Raw genomic sequence first — 16,205 nt, 5'->3', positions numbered from 1 at the left:
GGTGGCCGGGTGGTGGCGCGTTGTGCGGTGAAGGACGGCTCGTTCAGCAAGCACAGCCAGGTCGAGGGCGGCGGCGCCCGAGCCGAAGGCGGCTCCAGCACAACCAGCAACGTGTTGCAGCAGGGTGTGGCGCAGGAGGGGCGGCAGAACAACAACTGCAACAGCCCCAACAGCAACACGGACATCACGGTGACGGGGGGCCGGGTGGATGCGCGCTGCGCGGACAAGGACTTTTCGTTCAGTAAGCACACCCTCGTCAAGGGCGGCGGTGCCCGGGGCGATGGCGGCAGTGCAGCGGCCTCCGTGGTCCAGCAGAGTGTGGCGCAGGAGGGCCGGCAGAACAACAACTGCAACAACCCAACCGAAGTCTCGGACCTCGACGTGATCGGTGGCCGGGTGGTGGCGCGTTGTGCGGTGAAGGACGGCTCGTTCAGCAAGCACAGCCAGGTCGAGGGCGGCGGCGCCCGAGCCGAAGGCGGCTCCACCACAGGCGGCGCCGTGGTGGAGCAGAACATTGCGCAGGAGGGGCGGCAGAACAACAACTGCAACAACCCCAACAGCGACTCGAGCACCACCGTGACCGGGGGCGGGTTGGCGTTGCGCTGTGAGAACAAGGACAGTTCGTTCAGCAAGCACACGCGTATCAAGGGTGGCGGCGCCCGAGCCGAAGGCGGCTCCAGTACAACCAGCACCGTGTCCCAGCAGAATGTGGCGCAGGAGGGGCGGCAGAATAACAACTGCAACAACCTCAACGGGTCGGACATCGCGGTGGAGGGTGGCCGATCGGAGGCGGACTGTAAGACGGTGAACCGGTCCGCGAGTCTGGGCACCGTGGAGATCGGCGGGGGTGCTCAGGCGGAGGGGGGCTCCAGCACAGGGGTGCTGTTCCAGCAGAATGTGGCGCAGGAGGGCCGGCAGAGCAACAACTGCAACAACGCCAACAACCTGAGCCTCACTGCTACGGGCTCCAACAGCACCTCCCAGTGCCGGGCCGTCGACAACTCCCGCAGCATCGGAACGGTCGACCAGTAGCCACAAGCTCCGGCTAGCTTGAGACGCCGACAGCTTCGGCCAGGTCAGGCAGCCCCTCAGGCTTGTCTGACCTGCCGGTTTTCAGCCGCGCAGCCGTAACCGCTATCGTTGTGCGGTATGCCTCCAACCGGATGAACCGGGCTCGGAGGCGAACCACCTCTTAATGGACCCGGAGAGAGCATGCCTCCCAAGAAGAAGAAGGTCACGGGGCTGATCAAGCTCCAGATCCAGGCCGGTGCCGCCAACCCGGCTCCGCCGGTCGGCCCCGCGCTGGGTCAGCACGGCGTCAACATCATGGAGTTCTGCAAGGCCTACAACGCGGCGACCGAGTCGCAGCGCGGCATGGTCGTGCCGGTGGAGATCACGGTCTACGAGGACCGTTCCTTCACCTTCATCACCAAGACTCCGCCGGCCGCGAAGCTGATCCTCAAGGCCGCAGGTGTGGAGAAGGGCTCCGGCGAGCCGCACAAGACCAAGGTCGCCAAGATCACTCGCGACCAGGTCCGCGACATCGCCAACACCAAGATGCCCGACCTGAACGCCAACGACCTGGACGCCGCCGAGAAGATCATCGCCGGCACCGCCCGTTCCATGGGCATCACGGTCGAGGGCTGATCCTCCCCGCACCACCCCCAGTGGAGGGGCCACGCGCCGGCCCGCACCACGACTCCATCAGACATAGGAGCAGCAGTGAAGCGCAGCAAGACTCTCCGCGCTGCGGACGCCAGGATCGACCGGGAGCGCCTGTACGCCCCGCTCGAGGCCGTCCGTCTCGCCAAGGAGACCTCCGCGACCAAGTTCGACGGCACAGTCGAGGTCGCCTTCCGTCTGGGCGTCGACCCCCGCAAGGCCGACCAGATGGTCCGCGGCACCGTGAACCTCCCGCACGGCACCGGCAAGACCGCCCGGGTCCTGGTCTTCGCGACCGGTGACCGTGCCGAGGCCGCGCGTGCCGCGGGCGCCGACATCGTCGGCGCCGACGAGCTCATCGACGAGGTGTCGAAGGGCCGTCTGGACTTCGACGCCGTCGTCGCCACCCCGGACCTCATGGGCAAGGTCGGCCGCCTCGGCCGCGTCCTCGGCCCGCGTGGTCTGATGCCGAACCCGAAGACCGGCACCGTCACCCCGGACGTCGCCAAGGCCGTCACCGAGATCAAGGGCGGCAAGATCGAGTTCCGTGTCGACAAGCACGCGAACCTGCACTTCATCATCGGCAAGGTCTCGTTCGACGAGGCCAAGCTGGTGGAGAACTACGGCGCAGCCCTGGAGGAGATCCTCCGTCTGAAGCCGTCCGCGGCGAAGGGCCGGTACATCAAGAAGGCCGCCATCAGCACCACGATGGGCCCCGGCATCCCGGTCGACGCCAATCGCACCCGCAACCTCCTCGTCGAGGAGGAACCCGCCTCCGTCTGATCCGGACGGCGGCCGCGGACCGTGCGGTCATGTGCACGCAGCGCCGGTCCCCGTATCTCCTCGGAGGCACGGGGGCCGGCTCTTTGCCGTGCTCAGGTTTCCTTCGGCTCCCCCGCCGGCCCCCGCGTACGGGCCGGGGGAGGGACGCTTGAGAGTTCACGGGCCTGGGCTCAAGGAGGGCGATTTGCCTGCGGGGGGCCTGCTCACGTACTCTCCTCGGGAAGCCAAAGACCGCTGGTCGTTGCTGTGTGCCCGCAAGGGTGTACGGCGGCCGAAGGATCCGCTCCGTGCGGGCGACCTGCGCAGGTGACTGTGGAGAGCTCCCGGCTGTTGTCCGGTCGAGCGACGCCCCGTGCGCCTGCGCCGGGGCGTTTCGTATGCGCTCAGCTCCTTCCTCGCGCGCCCGACGTGGGCGGTCCGGCGTTATGACCGGCCGGAATTGCCGGTCGAGGATCGCATCACCCGGAAGGAGGGCCGAGGCTCATGGCGAGTCCCGACAAGGTCGCAGCCGTTGCGGAGATCAAGGAGAAGTTCCAGAACTCCAATGCCGCTGTTGTCACCGCGTACACCGGTCTCAGCGTGGCACAGCTCAAGGACCTGCGCCGTTCTCTCGGTGAGAACGCTCAGTACCGAGTGGCGAAGAATACCCTGACCAAGATCGCGGCGAACGAGGCCGGGGTCAGTGAGCTGGACGAGTTCTTCGTCGGTTCCACGGCGGTCGCCTTTGTGACCGGTGACCCGGTCGAGGCGGCGAAGGGTCTTCGTGACTTCGCGAAGGAGAACCCCGCGCTCGTCATCAAGGGCGGTGTCCTTGACGGCAAGGCGCTGTCCGCCGACGACATCAAGAAGCTCGCGGACCTCGAGTCCCGTGAGGTGCTGCTCGCCAAGCTGGCCGGTGGCATGAAGGCGTCCATGGCCAAGGCCGCGGCGACCTTCCAGGCCCCGCTCTCGAAGTTCGCCCGCACCGCGGACGCGCTTCGCAGCAAGGTCGAGCAGGGCGGTGCCGGTACGCCGGCTCCCGCCGAGGCCGAGTCCGCCGAGTAATCACTCGCGCTCGGTCGCAGCGGGCCCGTACGCCCGCCGATATGTACACCCGGCACCAGCCGAATTAGTGGAAGGACCGCCAAAATGGCGAAGCTCAGCCAGGAAGACCTGCTCGAGCAGTTCAGCGAGATGACCCTCATCGAGCTCTCCGAGTTCGTGAAGGCGTTCGAGGAGAAGTTCGACGTCGAGGCCGCCGCCCCGGTCGCCGTCGCCGCCGCCGGTGCCCCCGGTGCTCCGGCCGTCGAGGCCGCCGAGGAGAAGGACGAGTTCGACGTCATCCTCACTGGCGCCGGCGACAAGAAGATCCAGGTCATCAAGGTCGTGCGGGAGCTGACCTCCCTGGGTCTGAAGGAGGCCAAGGACCTCGTCGACGGCACCCCGAAGCCGGTCCTCGAGAAGGTCAACAAGGAGCAGGCCGACAAGGCCGCCGAGTCCCTCAAGGGCGCCGGCGCCAGCGTCGAGGTCAAGTGACCTCGCGAGTCTGCTGACTCTTGCTCGTTCCGAGGGCGATCACCCGAAAGGGTGGTCGCCCTCGGGCGTCCCCGGACGGGGGTCCTTGCCCCTCGCGCGGTGACAGGTATGGTGATCTTCGATGCCCGTCCTGCCGGGCCCCTGGATGATCCCGAAGAGGGTGGGGGCCTTGACGAACGGCACGCAGCGCGCAATTCTCAGGACGCGTCGTTGACCGATCCAGGATCCGAGGCATGGATCGCAGACGAAGAGGGCAGGATCGATATGCGCTTCGAGCGCGTGGCTTGATGCAGGCGATGAAGAACAACAAGGGATGCATTCGCAGCTCCGGGGAACCGGTCTGGACATCAGTGGGCCAAGTGGCTACACTGACCCTTTGCGCTGCCTGTTAGCTGCTCCCTGCCCGTCACCAGGGGCACGCCCACGTTCGATCATTACTGAATGAACTCCCTGACCTGGGATTTCTCCGGGTGTGTATCGAACTGGACCGGTACGCGCGTAGTGAGTCCGAGCCCTCGGAAGGACCCCCTCTTGGCCGCCTCGCGCAACGCCTCGACTGCCAATACGAACAACGGCGCCAGCACCGCCCCGCTGCGCATCTCTTTTGCGAAGATCAAGGAGCCCCTCGAGGTTCCGAACCTCCTTGCGCTGCAAACCGAGAGCTTCGACTGGCTGCTCGGCAACGCCGCGTGGAAGGCTCGCGTCGAGTCGGCCCTGGACAGTGGACAGGACGTCCCCACCAAGTCCGGTCTGGAAGAGATCTTCGAAGAGATCTCCCCGATCGAGGATTTCTCGGGCTCGATGTCGCTGACCTTCCGCGACCACCGCTTCGAGCCGCCGAAGAACTCGATCGACGAGTGCAAGGAGCGCGACTTCACCTACGCGGCGCCGCTCTTCGTCACCGCAGAGTTCACCAACAACGAGACCGGTGAGATCAAGTCCCAGACGGTCTTCATGGGCGACTTCCCGCTCATGACCAACAAGGGCACCTTCGTGATCAACGGCACCGAGCGTGTCGTCGTGTCACAGCTGGTCCGCTCTCCCGGTGTCTACTTCGACTCCTCCATCGACAAGACGTCCGACAAGGACATCTTCTCCGCCAAGATCATCCCGTCCCGGGGTGCCTGGCTGGAGATGGAGATCGACAAGCGCGACATGGTCGGTGTGCGCATCGACCGCAAGCGCAAGCAGTCCGTGACCGTCCTGCTCAAGGCGCTCGGCTGGACCACCGAGCAGATCCTCGAGGAGTTCGGCGAGTACGAGTCCATGCGCGCCACCCTGGAGAAGGACCACACCCAGGGCCAGGACGACGCGCTGCTCGACATCTACCGCAAGCTGCGTCCGGGCGAGCCGCCGACGCGTGAGGCCGCGCAGACCCTGCTCGAGAACCTCTACTTCAACCCCAAGCGCTACGACCTCGCCAAGGTCGGCCGCTACAAGGTGAACAAGAAGCTCGGCGGGGACCAGCCGCTCGACGCCGGTGTGCTCACCGTCGACGACGTGATCGCCACCATCCGGTACCTGGTCAAGCTGCACGCGGGCGAGACCGAGACGGTCGGCGAGAACGGCACGCAGATCGTCGTCGAGACCGACGACATCGACCACTTCGGCAATCGGCGCCTGCGTAACGTCGGCGAGCTCATCCAGAACCAGGTCCGCACCGGCCTGGCCCGTATGGAGCGCGTCGTCCGCGAGCGCATGACCACGCAGGACGTCGAGGCGATCACGCCGCAGACCCTGATCAACATCCGGCCGGTCGTCGCCTCCATCAAGGAGTTCTTCGGCACCAGCCAGCTGTCGCAGTTCATGGACCAGACGAACCCGCTGTCGGGTCTGACCCACAAGCGTCGTCTGTCGGCGCTGGGCCCCGGTGGTCTGTCCCGTGAGCGGGCCGGCTTCGAGGTCCGGGACGTGCACCCGTCGCACTACGGCCGTATGTGCCCGATCGAGACCCCTGAGGGCCCGAACATCGGTCTCATCGGCTCGCTGGCCTCGTACGGCCGGGTCAACGCGTTCGGCTTCGTCGAGACCCCGTACCGCCGTGTCACCGACGGTGTCGTGACCGACGAGGTCGACTACCTCACCGCCGATGAGGAGGACCGCTTCGTCATCGCACAGGCCAACGCCCCGCTGACGGACGACCTCCGCTTCGCCGAGTCCCGTGTGCTCGTCCGCCGCCGTGGCGGCGAGGTCGACTACATCCCGGGCACCGAGGTCGACTACATGGACGTCTCGCCGCGCCAGATGGTGTCGGTCGCGACCGCCATGATCCCGTTCCTCGAGCACGACGACGCCAACCGCGCGCTCATGGGATCGAACATGATGCGCCAGGCCGTGCCGCTGATCAAGGCGGAGTCCCCGCTGGTCGGCACCGGCATGGAGTACCGCTGCGCGGTCGACGCCGGTGACGTGATCAAGGCCGAGAAGGACGGTGTGGTCCAGGAGGTCTCCGCCGACTACGTCACGGTGGCCAACGACGACGGCACGTACACCACGTACCGCGTCGCCAAGTTCAACCGCTCCAACCAGGGCACCTCCTTCAACCAGAAGGTCGTCGTGGACGAGGGCGCGCGGGTCATCGAGGGCCAGGTCCTCGCCGACGGTCCGTCCACGGACGAGGGCGAGATGGCGCTCGGCAAGAACCTGCTCGTGGCGTTCATGCCGTGGGAGGGCCACAACTACGAGGACGCGATCATCCTCAGCCAGCGGCTGGTGCAGGACGACGTCCTCTCCTCGATCCACATCGAGGAGCACGAGGTCGACGCCCGTGACACCAAGCTCGGCCCCGAGGAGATCACCCGGGACATCCCGAACGTCTCCGAGGAGGTCCTGGCCGACCTCGACGAGCGCGGCATCATCCGCATCGGTGCCGAGGTCGTCGCCGGCGACATCCTGGTCGGCAAGGTCACCCCGAAGGGTGAGACCGAGCTGACCCCGGAGGAGCGCCTGCTCCGCGCGATCTTTGGTGAGAAGGCCCGTGAGGTCCGGGACACCTCGCTGAAGGTGCCGCACGGCGAGACCGGCAAGGTCATCGGCGTCCGCGTCTTCGACCGCGAGGAGGGCGACGAGCTGCCCCCGGGCGTGAACCAGCTGGTCCGCGTCTACGTCGCGCAGAAGCGCAAGATCACCGACGGTGACAAGCTCGCCGGCCGTCACGGCAACAAGGGCGTCATCTCCAAGATCCTCCCGGTCGAGGACATGCCGTTCCTGGAGGACGGCACCCCGGTCGACATCATCCTCAACCCGCTCGGCGTCCCGTCCCGGATGAACCCGGGACAGGTCCTGGAGATCCACCTCGGCTGGCTCGCCAGCCAGGGCTGGAAGGTCGACGGCAACGAGGAGTGGATGGAGCGTCTGCGGGCCATCGGCGCCGACGACGTCGCGGCCGGCACCAACGTCGCCACCCCCGTCTTCGACGGCGCGCGCGAGGACGAGATCGCCGGTCTCTTCCAGGCCACGGTCCCCAACCGCGACGGTGAACGGATGGTGCTGCCCTCCGGCAAGGCCCGGCTGTTCGACGGCCGCTCCGGCGAGCCGTTCCCGGACCCGATCTCGGTCGGGTACATGTACATCCTCAAGCTGCACCACCTGGTCGACGACAAGCTGCACGCCCGGTCGACCGGCCCGTACTCGATGATCACCCAGCAGCCGCTGGGTGGTAAGGCCCAGTTCGGTGGCCAGCGGTTCGGCGAGATGGAGGTGTGGGCCCTCGAGGCCTACGGCGCCGCCTACGCCCTTCAGGAGCTGCTGACCATCAAGTCCGACGACGTCACCGGCCGCGTGAAGGTCTACGAGGCCATCGTCAAGGGCGAGAACATCCCTGAGCCCGGCATCCCCGAGTCCTTCAAGGTGCTCATCAAGGAGATGCAGTCCCTGTGCCTCAACGTGGAGGTGCTGTCCTCGGACGGCATGTCCATCGAGATGCGCGACACCGACGAGGACGTCTTCCGCGCTGCGGAGGAGCTCGGTATCGACCTGTCCCGGCGCGAGCCGAGCAGCGTCGAAGAGGTCTGACGGGTCTGGCCGGGATCCCCGAAAGGCCCCGGCCAACCCCGGACCCCGCCCCCCAGGCCCAGCGGGCGTGGGGGGACCCCCAGTCAGACTTCTGAACACGACCCCGAAAGAGGGATTGACGACAAGTGCTCGACGTCAACTTCTTCGACGAGCTGCGGATCGGCCTGGCCACTGCTGACGACATCCGTCAGTGGTCGCACGGCGAGGTCAAGAAGCCGGAGACCATCAACTACCGCACCCTCAAGCCCGAGAAGGACGGACTCTTCTGCGAGAAGATCTTCGGCCCCACCCGGGACTGGGAGTGCTACTGCGGAAAGTACAAGCGCGTCCGCTTCAAGGGCATCATCTGCGAGCGCTGCGGTGTCGAGGTCACTCGTGCCAAGGTGCGCCGTGAGCGGATGGGCCACATCGAGCTGGCCGCTCCCGTCACCCACATCTGGTACTTCAAGGGCGTCCCGTCGCGTCTGGGCTACCTGCTCGACCTCGCCCCGAAGGACCTCGAGAAGGTCATCTACTTCGCCGCCTACATGATCACGTGGGTGGACGAGGAGCGCCGCACGCGCGACCTGCCCTCCCTGGAGGCCCAGGTCTCCGTGGAGCGCCAGCAGGTCGAGCAGCGCCGCGACGCCGACCTCGAGGCCCGTGCCAAGAAGCTCGAGGCCGACCTGGCCGAGCTCGAGGCCGAGGGAGCCAAGGCCGATGTGCGCCGCAAGGTGCGCGAGGGCGCCGAGCGCGAGATGAAGCAGCTCCGCGACCGTGCCCAGCGCGAGATCGACCGTCTCGACGAGGTGTGGACCCGTTTCAAGAACCTCAAGGTCCAGGACCTCGAGGGCGACGAGCTGCTCTACCGCGAGCTGCGGGACCGCTTCGGCACGTACTTCGACGGCTCCATGGGTGCCGCCGCGCTGCAGAAGCGCCTGGAGACCTTCAACCTCGACGAGGAGGCCGAGCGCCTCCGCGAGATCATCCGGACCGGCAAGGGCCAGAAGAAGACCCGTGCGCTCAAGCGCCTCAAGGTCGTCTCCGCCTTCCTGCAGACCAGCAACAGCCCCAAGGGCATGGTGCTCGACTGCGTCCCGGTGATCCCGCCGGACCTGCGTCCGATGGTGCAGCTCGACGGTGGCCGCTTCGCGACCTCAGACCTCAACGACCTGTACCGCCGCGTCATCAACCGGAACAACCGCCTGAAGCGGCTTCTCGACCTCGGTGCGCCCGAGATCATCGTCAACAACGAGAAGCGCATGCTGCAGGAGGCCGTCGACGCGCTGTTCGACAACGGCCGCCGCGGTCGCCCGGTCACCGGGCCCGGCAACCGTCCGCTGAAGTCCCTGAGCGACATGCTCAAGGGCAAGCAGGGCCGGTTCCGTCAGAACCTGCTCGGTAAGCGCGTCGACTACTCGGCCCGTTCCGTCATCGTCGTCGGCCCGCAGCTCAAGCTGCACCAGTGCGGTCTGCCCAAGGCCATGGCGCTGGAGCTCTTCAAGCCGTTCGTGATGAAGCGCCTGGTGGACCTCAACCACGCGCAGAACATCAAGTCGGCCAAGCGCATGGTCGAGCGCGGCCGTACGGTCGTGTACGACGTGCTGGAAGAGGTCATCGCCGAGCACCCCGTGCTGCTCAACCGTGCGCCGACCCTGCACCGCCTCGGCATCCAGGCCTTCGAGCCGCAGCTCGTCGAGGGCAAGGCCATTCAGATCCACCCGCTCGTCTGCACCGCGTTCAACGCGGACTTCGACGGTGACCAGATGGCCGTGCACCTGCCGCTGTCCGCGGAGGCGCAGGCCGAGGCCCGCATCCTGATGCTGTCCTCGAACAACATCCTCAAGCCCGCCGACGGTCGCCCCGTCACCATGCCCACCCAGGACATGGTGCTCGGCCTCTTCTTCCTCACAACGGACGAGGAGGAGCGCGAAGTCAAGGGCGAGGGACGGTCGTTCGGCTCCACCGCCGAGGCGATCATGGCCTTCGACGCCCGCGAGCTCTCGCTCCAGGCGAAGATCGACATCCGCTTCCCGATCGGCACCGTCCCGCCGCGCGGCTGGACCCCGCCGGCGCCGGAGGAGGGCGAGCCGGAGTGGCAGCAGGGCGACAGCTTCCGGCTGCGGACGACTCTGGGCCGCGCGCTCTTCAATGAGCTGCTGCCCGAGGACTACCCGTTCGTCGACTACTCGGTGGGCAAGAAGCAGCTCTCCGAGATCGTCAACGACCTGGCCGAGCGCTACCCGAAGGTCATCGTGGCGGCGACGCTCGACAACCTGAAGGCGGCGGGCTTCCACTGGGCCACCCGGTCCGGTGTCACCGTGGCGTTCTCCGACATCGTCGGTCCGCCCGAGAAGCCGGCGATCCTCGAGAACTACGAGGAGCAGGCACTCAAGGTCCAGAAGCAGTTCGAGCGCGGTCTCATCACCAAGGACGAGCGCCACCAGGAGCTGGTCGTCATCTGGAACAAGGCCTCCAACGAGGTCTCCGAGGCGATGCAGCGCAACTTCCCGCGGACCAACTCGATCTTCATCATGATCGAGTCCGGTGCCCGAGGAAACATGATGCAGATGCGTCAGATCGCCGGTATGCGTGGTCTGGTGGCGAACGCCAAGAACGAGACCATCCCGCGTCCCATCAAGGCGTCGTACCGTGACGGTCTTTCCGTGCTGGAGTACTTCATCGCCACGCACGGTGCCCGTAAGGGTCTGGCGGACACCGCTCTGCGTACCGCCGACTCGGGTTACCTGACCCGTCGTCTGGTCGACGTCTCGCAGGACGTGATCATCCGCGAGGAGGACTGCGGCACCGACCGCGGCCTCAAGCTGGAGATCGCTTCCCGCGACACCGAGGGCGTCCTGCGCAAGGCGGAGAACGTCGAGACGAGCGTGTACGCGCGCTGCCTCGCCGAGGACATCGTCGTCGACGGCAAGGTGCTGGCCCCGGCCGGTACCGACCTGGGCGACGTGCTCATCGACGAGCTGGTCCGCTACGGCGTCGAGACGGTCAAGACCCGCTCGGTCCTGACCTGCGAGTCCGCGGTCGGCACGTGCGCGATGTGCTACGGCCGCTCGCTGGCCACCGGCAAGCTGGTCGACATCGGTGAGGCCGTCGGCATCATCGCGGCGCAGTCCATCGGTGAGCCCGGTACCCAGCTGACGATGCGTACTTTCCACACCGGTGGTGTGGCCGGTGACGACATCACCCAGGGTCTGCCCCGTGTCGTCGAGCTCTTCGAGGCGCGTACGCCCAAGGGCGTCGCCCCCATCTCGGAGGCGGCCGGCCGGGTCCGCATCGAGGAGACCGAGAAGACCAAGAAGATGGTCGTCACCCCGGACGACGGCAGCGACGAGACCTCGTACGGCGTCTCGAAGCGTGCCCGCCTCCTGGTGGGCGAGGGCGACCACGTCGAGGTCGGCCAGCCGCTGACCGTGGGTGCCATCAACCCGCACGACGTGCTGCGCATCCTCGGTCAGCGGGCCGTGCAGGTCCACCTGGTCGGCGAGGTGCAGAAGGTCTACAACTCGCAGGGTGTGTCGATCCACGACAAGCACATCGAGATCATCATCCGGCAGATGCTGCGCCGCGTGACGATCATCGAGTCCGGCGACGCCGAGCTGCTGCCCGGCGAGCTCGTGGAGCGCTCGCGCTTCGAGGGCGAGAACCGGCGCGTGGTGCAGGAAGGCGGCCACCCGGCCTCCGGCCGTCCGCAGCTCATGGGTATCACCAAGGCCTCGCTGGCGACCGAGTCCTGGCTGTCGGCGGCGTCCTTCCAGGAGACGACCAGGGTCCTGACCGACGCGGCGATCAACGCCAAGTCGGACTCCCTGATCGGCCTCAAGGAGAACGTGATCATCGGTAAGCTCATCCCGGCCGGTACGGGCCTGTCCCGCTACCGCAACATCCGGGTCGAGCCGACCGAGGAGGCGAAGGCCGCAATGTACTCGGCCGTCGGTTACGACGACATCGACTACTCGCCCTTCGGCACGGGCTCCGGCCAGGCGGTCCCGCTGGAGGACTACGACTACGGGCCGTACAACCAGTAAGGTCCGCAGGCACGTTGCCCACAGGGCGGTCCCCTTCGGGGGGCCGCTCTGCGGCATCTCTACAGGATCACCGGCCACGCCCAATGGCGGGGGAACTGCGCGAGGCAGCCGGACGTCGGGAATGATGGGGAGAGATTCCTGGGCGGGGAGGTGGGTGCGGTGTCGATGCAACCGTGGCCGGGTGGTGGACATCCGCAGCAGGGGCAGGCTCAGTCCTCGGTGATGCGGGCCTCGCACGCAGACCGGGAGCGCACGATCGATGTGCTCAAGGCCGGTTTCGCCGAGGGCCGCCTGTCCCAGCAGGAGTACGAACAGCGGCTGACGCGCGCTCACCATGCCCAGACCTACGGGCAGTTGCAGACGCTGGTCGCCGATCTGCCGCAGGGGCCCGGGAGCACGAGCGGCTACGCCTACCCCGTACGGCAACAGGTCGCTCCGACGTTCTGGGCGCCGCCGCCCCCGCCGCCGACCAACGGGTCGGCCACCGCCTCCATGGTGTGCGGCGTGCTGACGCCGGTCACGTGGGGTCTGACCGCGATTCCCGCGGTGATTCTCGGCCACAAGGCGCGGGCGGAGATGCGGCGTACGGGGGAGAGCGGCGAGGGGTACGCGACGGCCGGTCTGGTACTGGGCTATCTGGCGCTGGCCATCGGCATACTGGTGATCATCGGCGTGACGGTGGCTGCGGCGTCGACTTGACCCGCGCCGCGGCGCCCCGCGGTGCCAACTCCGCGGCGTAGCCGAGCAGGTGCCCGGAGTGTCCTAGCCAGGTGCTTTTGTTTTGACCGAAGCCGGTGCTATAGGTACGCTCTGACCTTGTGCCTGGGGTGTGCCCGGGTTCTTGTGCGTGCCATCCCAGCCATCGGCCGGGTGGGCCCCCTCCCGGACCGGGTCCGGGGGAGGACTCCGGCCGCACGGGACCGAGGCCGAATCGCCGATCACATCCGCGCTTTCCGTTTCACGGAGCAGGTGTGGGATCTGCGACACACCCGACCGCGTGGGTCGGAGAAGCCTCAGGTTAGCTTCACTAGACGGCACACAGAAACCGGAGAAACGGTGCCTACGATCCAGCAGCTGGTCCGCAAGGGCCGGCAGGACAAGGTCGAGAAGAACAAGACGCCCGCGCTCGAAGGATCCCCTCAGCGCCGCGGCGTCTGCACGCGTGTGTTCACGACCACCCCGAAGAAGCCGAACTCGGCCCTGCGTAAGGTCGCGCGTGTGCGTCTGACCAGCGGCATCGAGGTCACGGCCTACATCCCGGGTGAGGGACACAACCTGCAGGAGCACTCCATCGTGCTCGTGCGTGGTGGCCGTGTGAAGGACCTGCCGGGTGTTCGCTACAAGATCATCCGCGGTTCGCTCGACACCCAGGGTGTCAAGAACCGCAAGCAGGCCCGCAGCCGTTACGGCGCCAAGAAGGAGAAGTAAGCATGCCTCGTAAGGGCCCCGCCCCGAAGCGCCCGGTCATCATCGACCCGGTCTACGGTTCTCCTCTGGTCACCTCGCTCATCAACAAGGTGCTGCTGAACGGCAAGCGCTCCACCGCCGAGCGCATCGTGTACGGCGCCATGGAGGGCCTGCGCGAGAAGACCGGCAACGACCCGGTCATCACGCTCAAGCGTGCTCTGGAGAACATCAAGCCGACCCTCGAGGTCAAGTCCCGTCGCGTCGGTGGCGCCACTTACCAGGTGCCGGTCGAGGTCAAGCCCGGCCGTGCCTCCACCCTCGCGCTGCGCTGGCTCGTCGGCTACTCGCGCGCCCGTCGTGAGAAGACCATGACCGAGCGTCTGATGAACGAGCTGCTGGACGCCAGCAACGGTCTGGGCGCCTCCGTCAAGCGTCGCGAGGACACCCACAAGATGGCCGAGTCCAACAAGGCCTTCGCGCACTACCGCTGGTAGTCGCTACCCCATCGAGATCCGAGAGAAGACTGAGCCTTATGGCCACCACTTCACTTGACCTGGCCAAGGTCCGCAATATCGGGATCATGGCCCACATCGACGCGGGCAAGACGACCACCACCGAGCGGATCCTGTTCTACACCGGTGTGAGCTACAAGATCGGTGAGGTCCACGACGGCGCTGCCACCATGGACTGGATGGAGCAGGAGCAGGAGCGCGGCATCACCATCACGTCCGCCGCGACCACCTGCCACTGGCCGCTGGACAACGTCGACCACACCATCAACATCATCGACACCCCGGGCCACGTCGACTTCACCGTCGAGGTGGAGCGCTCCCTGCGCGTGCTCGACGGTGCGGTGACGGTGTTCGACGGCGTTGCCGGTGTCGAGCCCCAGTCCGAGACGGTGTGGCGTCAGGCGGACCGCTACCGCGTGCCGCGCATCTGCTTCGTCAACAAGCTGGACCGGACCGGCGCAGAGTTCCACCGCTGTGTCGACATGATCGTCGACCGGCTGGGCGCGACGCCGCTCGTCATGCAGCTCCCGATCGGCGCCGAGGCCGACTTCAAGGGCGTCGTCGACCTGGTGAGCATGAAGGCCCTCGTGTGGTCCGCCGAGGCGACCAAGGGCGAGATGTACGACACCGTCGACATCCCCGACACCCACGCCGAGGCCGCCGACGAGTGGCGCGGCAAGCTGCTCGAGGCCGTCGCCGAGAACGACGAGGAGATGATGGAGCTGTACCTCGAGGGCCAGGAGCCCTCCGAGGAGCAGCTGATCGCGGCGATCCGCCGCATCACCATCAACTCCGGCAAGGGCGGCGACACCACGGTCACCCCGGTGTTCTGTGGTACCGCGTTCAAGAACAAGGGCGTTCAGCCCCTGCTCGACGCGGTCGTGCGCTACCTGCCGTCGCCGATCGACATCGAGGCGATCGAGGGACACGCGGTGAACAACCCCGAGGAGGTTGTGACCCGTAAGCCGTCCGAGGATGAGCCGTTCGCCGGTCTTGCGTTCAAGATCATGAGCGACCCGCACCTCGGCAAGCTCACCTTCGTCCGGGTGTACTCGGGCCGCATGGTGACCGGTACGCAGGTGCAGAACTCCGTCAAGGGCAAGAAGGAGCGCATCGGCAAGATCTACCGGATGCACGCGAACAAGCGTGAGGAGATCGAGTCGGTGGGTGCCGGTGACATCGTCGCCGTCATGGGTCTGAAGCAGACAACCACCGGTGAGACCCTCTGCGACGGTTCGAACCCGGTGATCCTGGAGTCGATGGACTTCCCGGCGCCCGTCATCCAGGTCGCGATCGAGCCCAAGTCGAAGGGCGACCAGGAGAAGCTGGGCGTCGCGATCCAGCGGTTGGCCGAGGAGGACCCGTCCTTCCAGGTCAACACCGACGAGGAGACCGGCCAGACGATCATCGCGGGCATGGGCGAGCTGCACCTCGACGTGCTGGTCGACCGTATGAAGCGCGAGTTCAGGGTCGAGGCGAACGTCGGCAAGCCGCAGGTCGCCTACCGCGAGACCCTCCGCAAGGCGGTCGACCGCGTCGACTACACGCACAAGAAGCAGACTGGTGGTTCCGGCCAGTTCGCAAAGGTGCAGATCGCGCTCGAGCCGCTCGAGGGCGACGGGTACGAGTTCGAGAACAAGGTCACCGGTGGCCGTATCCCGCGGGAGTACATCCCGTCCGTGGATGCCGGCTGCCAGGAGGCAATGGAGTTCGGTGTGCTGGCCGGCTACCCGCTGACCGGTGTGAAGGTGACGCTGCTCGACGGCGCCTACCACGACGTCGACTCCTCCGAACTCGCCTTCAAGATCGCCGGTTCGATGGCCTTCAAGGAGGCCGCCCGCAAGGCCAGTCCGGCCCTGCTCGAGCCGATGATGAAGGTCGAGGTCACGACGCCCGAGGATTACATGGGCGACGTGATCGGTGACATCAACTCCCGTCGCGGTCAGATCCAGTCCATGGAGGACCGGGCCGGCGCCAAGCTGGTCACCGGTCTGGTTCCGCTGTCGGAGATGTTCGGCTATGTCGGAGACCTGCGCAGCAAGACCTCCGGTCGTGCCAGTTACTCCATGCAGTTCGACTCTTACGCCGAGGTTCCGCGGAACGTGGCGGAGGAGATCATCGCGAAGGCCAAGGGTGAGTAACGGGGCTCCGCCCACGTTTCTTACGCTTTAGGCTGGAGCAAAGGCATCGGGGCAATCCGCCGCAAAGCAACCGCTTTGCGGCGGGGCCCCGCAGCCGGCCCCCAAGCGAATACGGCCAAGGGCATCCCCTCGGGGTCCTGGTCGAT

Annotated in this window: 12 protein-coding genes; all 12 read left to right on the top strand. The window is 66.7% G+C overall.

Annotated features, from left to right (window positions below; all coding sequences use genetic code 11):
* Positions 1-1,032, top strand: a 1,032-nt coding sequence (locus AB0M26_RS12130) for a hypothetical protein (RefSeq protein ID WP_365258549.1), incomplete at its 5' end; no start/stop codon positions are given.
* Positions 1,033-1,212: 180 nt separating this feature from the next.
* Positions 1,213-1,647: a 50S ribosomal protein L11 gene (gene rplK / locus AB0M26_RS12125; protein ID WP_365258546.1), complete on the top strand. Its 435-nt coding sequence runs from the start codon at positions 1,213-1,215 to the stop codon at positions 1,645-1,647.
* Positions 1,648-1,722: 75 nt separating this feature from the next.
* Positions 1,723-2,445 (top strand): 50S ribosomal protein L1, encoded by a 723-nt coding sequence (rplA, locus tag AB0M26_RS12120; protein WP_365258543.1) that lies wholly within the window; start codon positions 1,723-1,725, stop codon positions 2,443-2,445.
* Between the two features lie 483 nt (positions 2,446-2,928).
* Positions 2,929-3,489, top strand: a complete 561-nt coding sequence (gene rplJ, locus AB0M26_RS12115; RefSeq protein WP_365258540.1) for a 50S ribosomal protein L10 — start codon at positions 2,929-2,931, stop codon at positions 3,487-3,489.
* Positions 3,490-3,573: 84 nt separating this feature from the next.
* Entirely contained in the window at positions 3,574-3,960 is a 387-nt protein-coding gene (gene rplL / locus AB0M26_RS12110) for a 50S ribosomal protein L7/L12 (protein WP_365258537.1), read from the top strand.
* A gap of 108 nt (positions 3,961-4,068) precedes the next feature.
* Positions 4,069-4,248 carry a hypothetical protein gene (locus AB0M26_RS12105; RefSeq protein WP_365258535.1) on the top strand — a complete coding sequence of 60 codons (180 nt, stop codon included), beginning with the start codon at positions 4,069-4,071 and terminating at the stop codon, positions 4,246-4,248.
* 243 nt (positions 4,249-4,491) lie between these two features.
* The gene (gene rpoB / locus AB0M26_RS12100; protein ID WP_365258532.1) at positions 4,492-7,974 is read left to right on the top strand and encodes a DNA-directed RNA polymerase subunit beta; all 3,483 of its coding nucleotides are present in this window, start codon (positions 4,492-4,494) and stop codon (positions 7,972-7,974) included.
* A 125-nt stretch (positions 7,975-8,099) separates the two neighbouring features.
* Entirely contained in the window at positions 8,100-11,999 is a 3,900-nt protein-coding gene (locus AB0M26_RS12095) for a DNA-directed RNA polymerase subunit beta' (protein WP_365258529.1), read from the top strand.
* 222 nt (positions 12,000-12,221) lie between these two features.
* Positions 12,222-12,698, top strand: a complete 477-nt coding sequence (locus AB0M26_RS12090; protein ID WP_365258644.1) for a DUF1707 and DUF4190 domain-containing protein — start codon at positions 12,222-12,224, stop codon at positions 12,696-12,698.
* Positions 12,699-13,055: 357 nt separating this feature from the next.
* Entirely contained in the window at positions 13,056-13,427 is a 372-nt protein-coding gene (gene rpsL / locus AB0M26_RS12085; protein WP_003948652.1) for a 30S ribosomal protein S12, read from the top strand.
* A 2-nt stretch (positions 13,428-13,429) separates the two neighbouring features.
* Positions 13,430-13,900: a 30S ribosomal protein S7 gene (gene rpsG, locus AB0M26_RS12080; protein ID WP_019707816.1), complete on the top strand. Its 471-nt coding sequence runs from the start codon at positions 13,430-13,432 to the stop codon at positions 13,898-13,900.
* A gap of 38 nt (positions 13,901-13,938) precedes the next feature.
* Entirely contained in the window at positions 13,939-16,059 is a 2,121-nt protein-coding gene (gene fusA, locus AB0M26_RS12075) for an elongation factor G (RefSeq protein WP_365258526.1), read from the top strand.
* Positions 16,060-16,205 lie beyond the last annotated feature (146 nt).

It is taken from the genome of Streptomyces sp. NPDC051776 (assembly GCF_040681345.1).
GTDB lineage: Bacteria > Actinomycetota > Actinomycetes > Streptomycetales > Streptomycetaceae > Streptomyces.
This window is presented reverse-complemented; position numbering and strand designations above follow the sequence as displayed.

Excerpts from the sequence above, each read along its gene's own strand:
- rpsG (WP_019707816.1), top strand. The coding sequence starts at position 13,430 with ATGCCTCGTAAGGGCCCCGCCCCGAAGCGCCCGGTCATCATCGACCCG.
- rplK (WP_365258546.1), top strand. The coding sequence starts at position 1,213 with ATGCCTCCCAAGAAGAAGAAGGTCACGGGGCTGATCAAGCTCCAGATC.
- rplJ (WP_365258540.1), top strand. The coding sequence starts at position 2,929 with ATGGCGAGTCCCGACAAGGTCGCAGCCGTTGCGGAGATCAAGGAGAAG.
- fusA (WP_365258526.1), top strand. The coding sequence starts at position 13,939 with ATGGCCACCACTTCACTTGACCTGGCCAAGGTCCGCAATATCGGGATC.
- AB0M26_RS12090 (WP_365258644.1), top strand. The coding sequence starts at position 12,222 with ATGCGGGCCTCGCACGCAGACCGGGAGCGCACGATCGATGTGCTCAAG.
- rplL (WP_365258537.1), top strand. The coding sequence starts at position 3,574 with ATGGCGAAGCTCAGCCAGGAAGACCTGCTCGAGCAGTTCAGCGAGATG.
- AB0M26_RS12105 (WP_365258535.1), top strand. The coding sequence starts at position 4,069 with ATGGTGATCTTCGATGCCCGTCCTGCCGGGCCCCTGGATGATCCCGAA.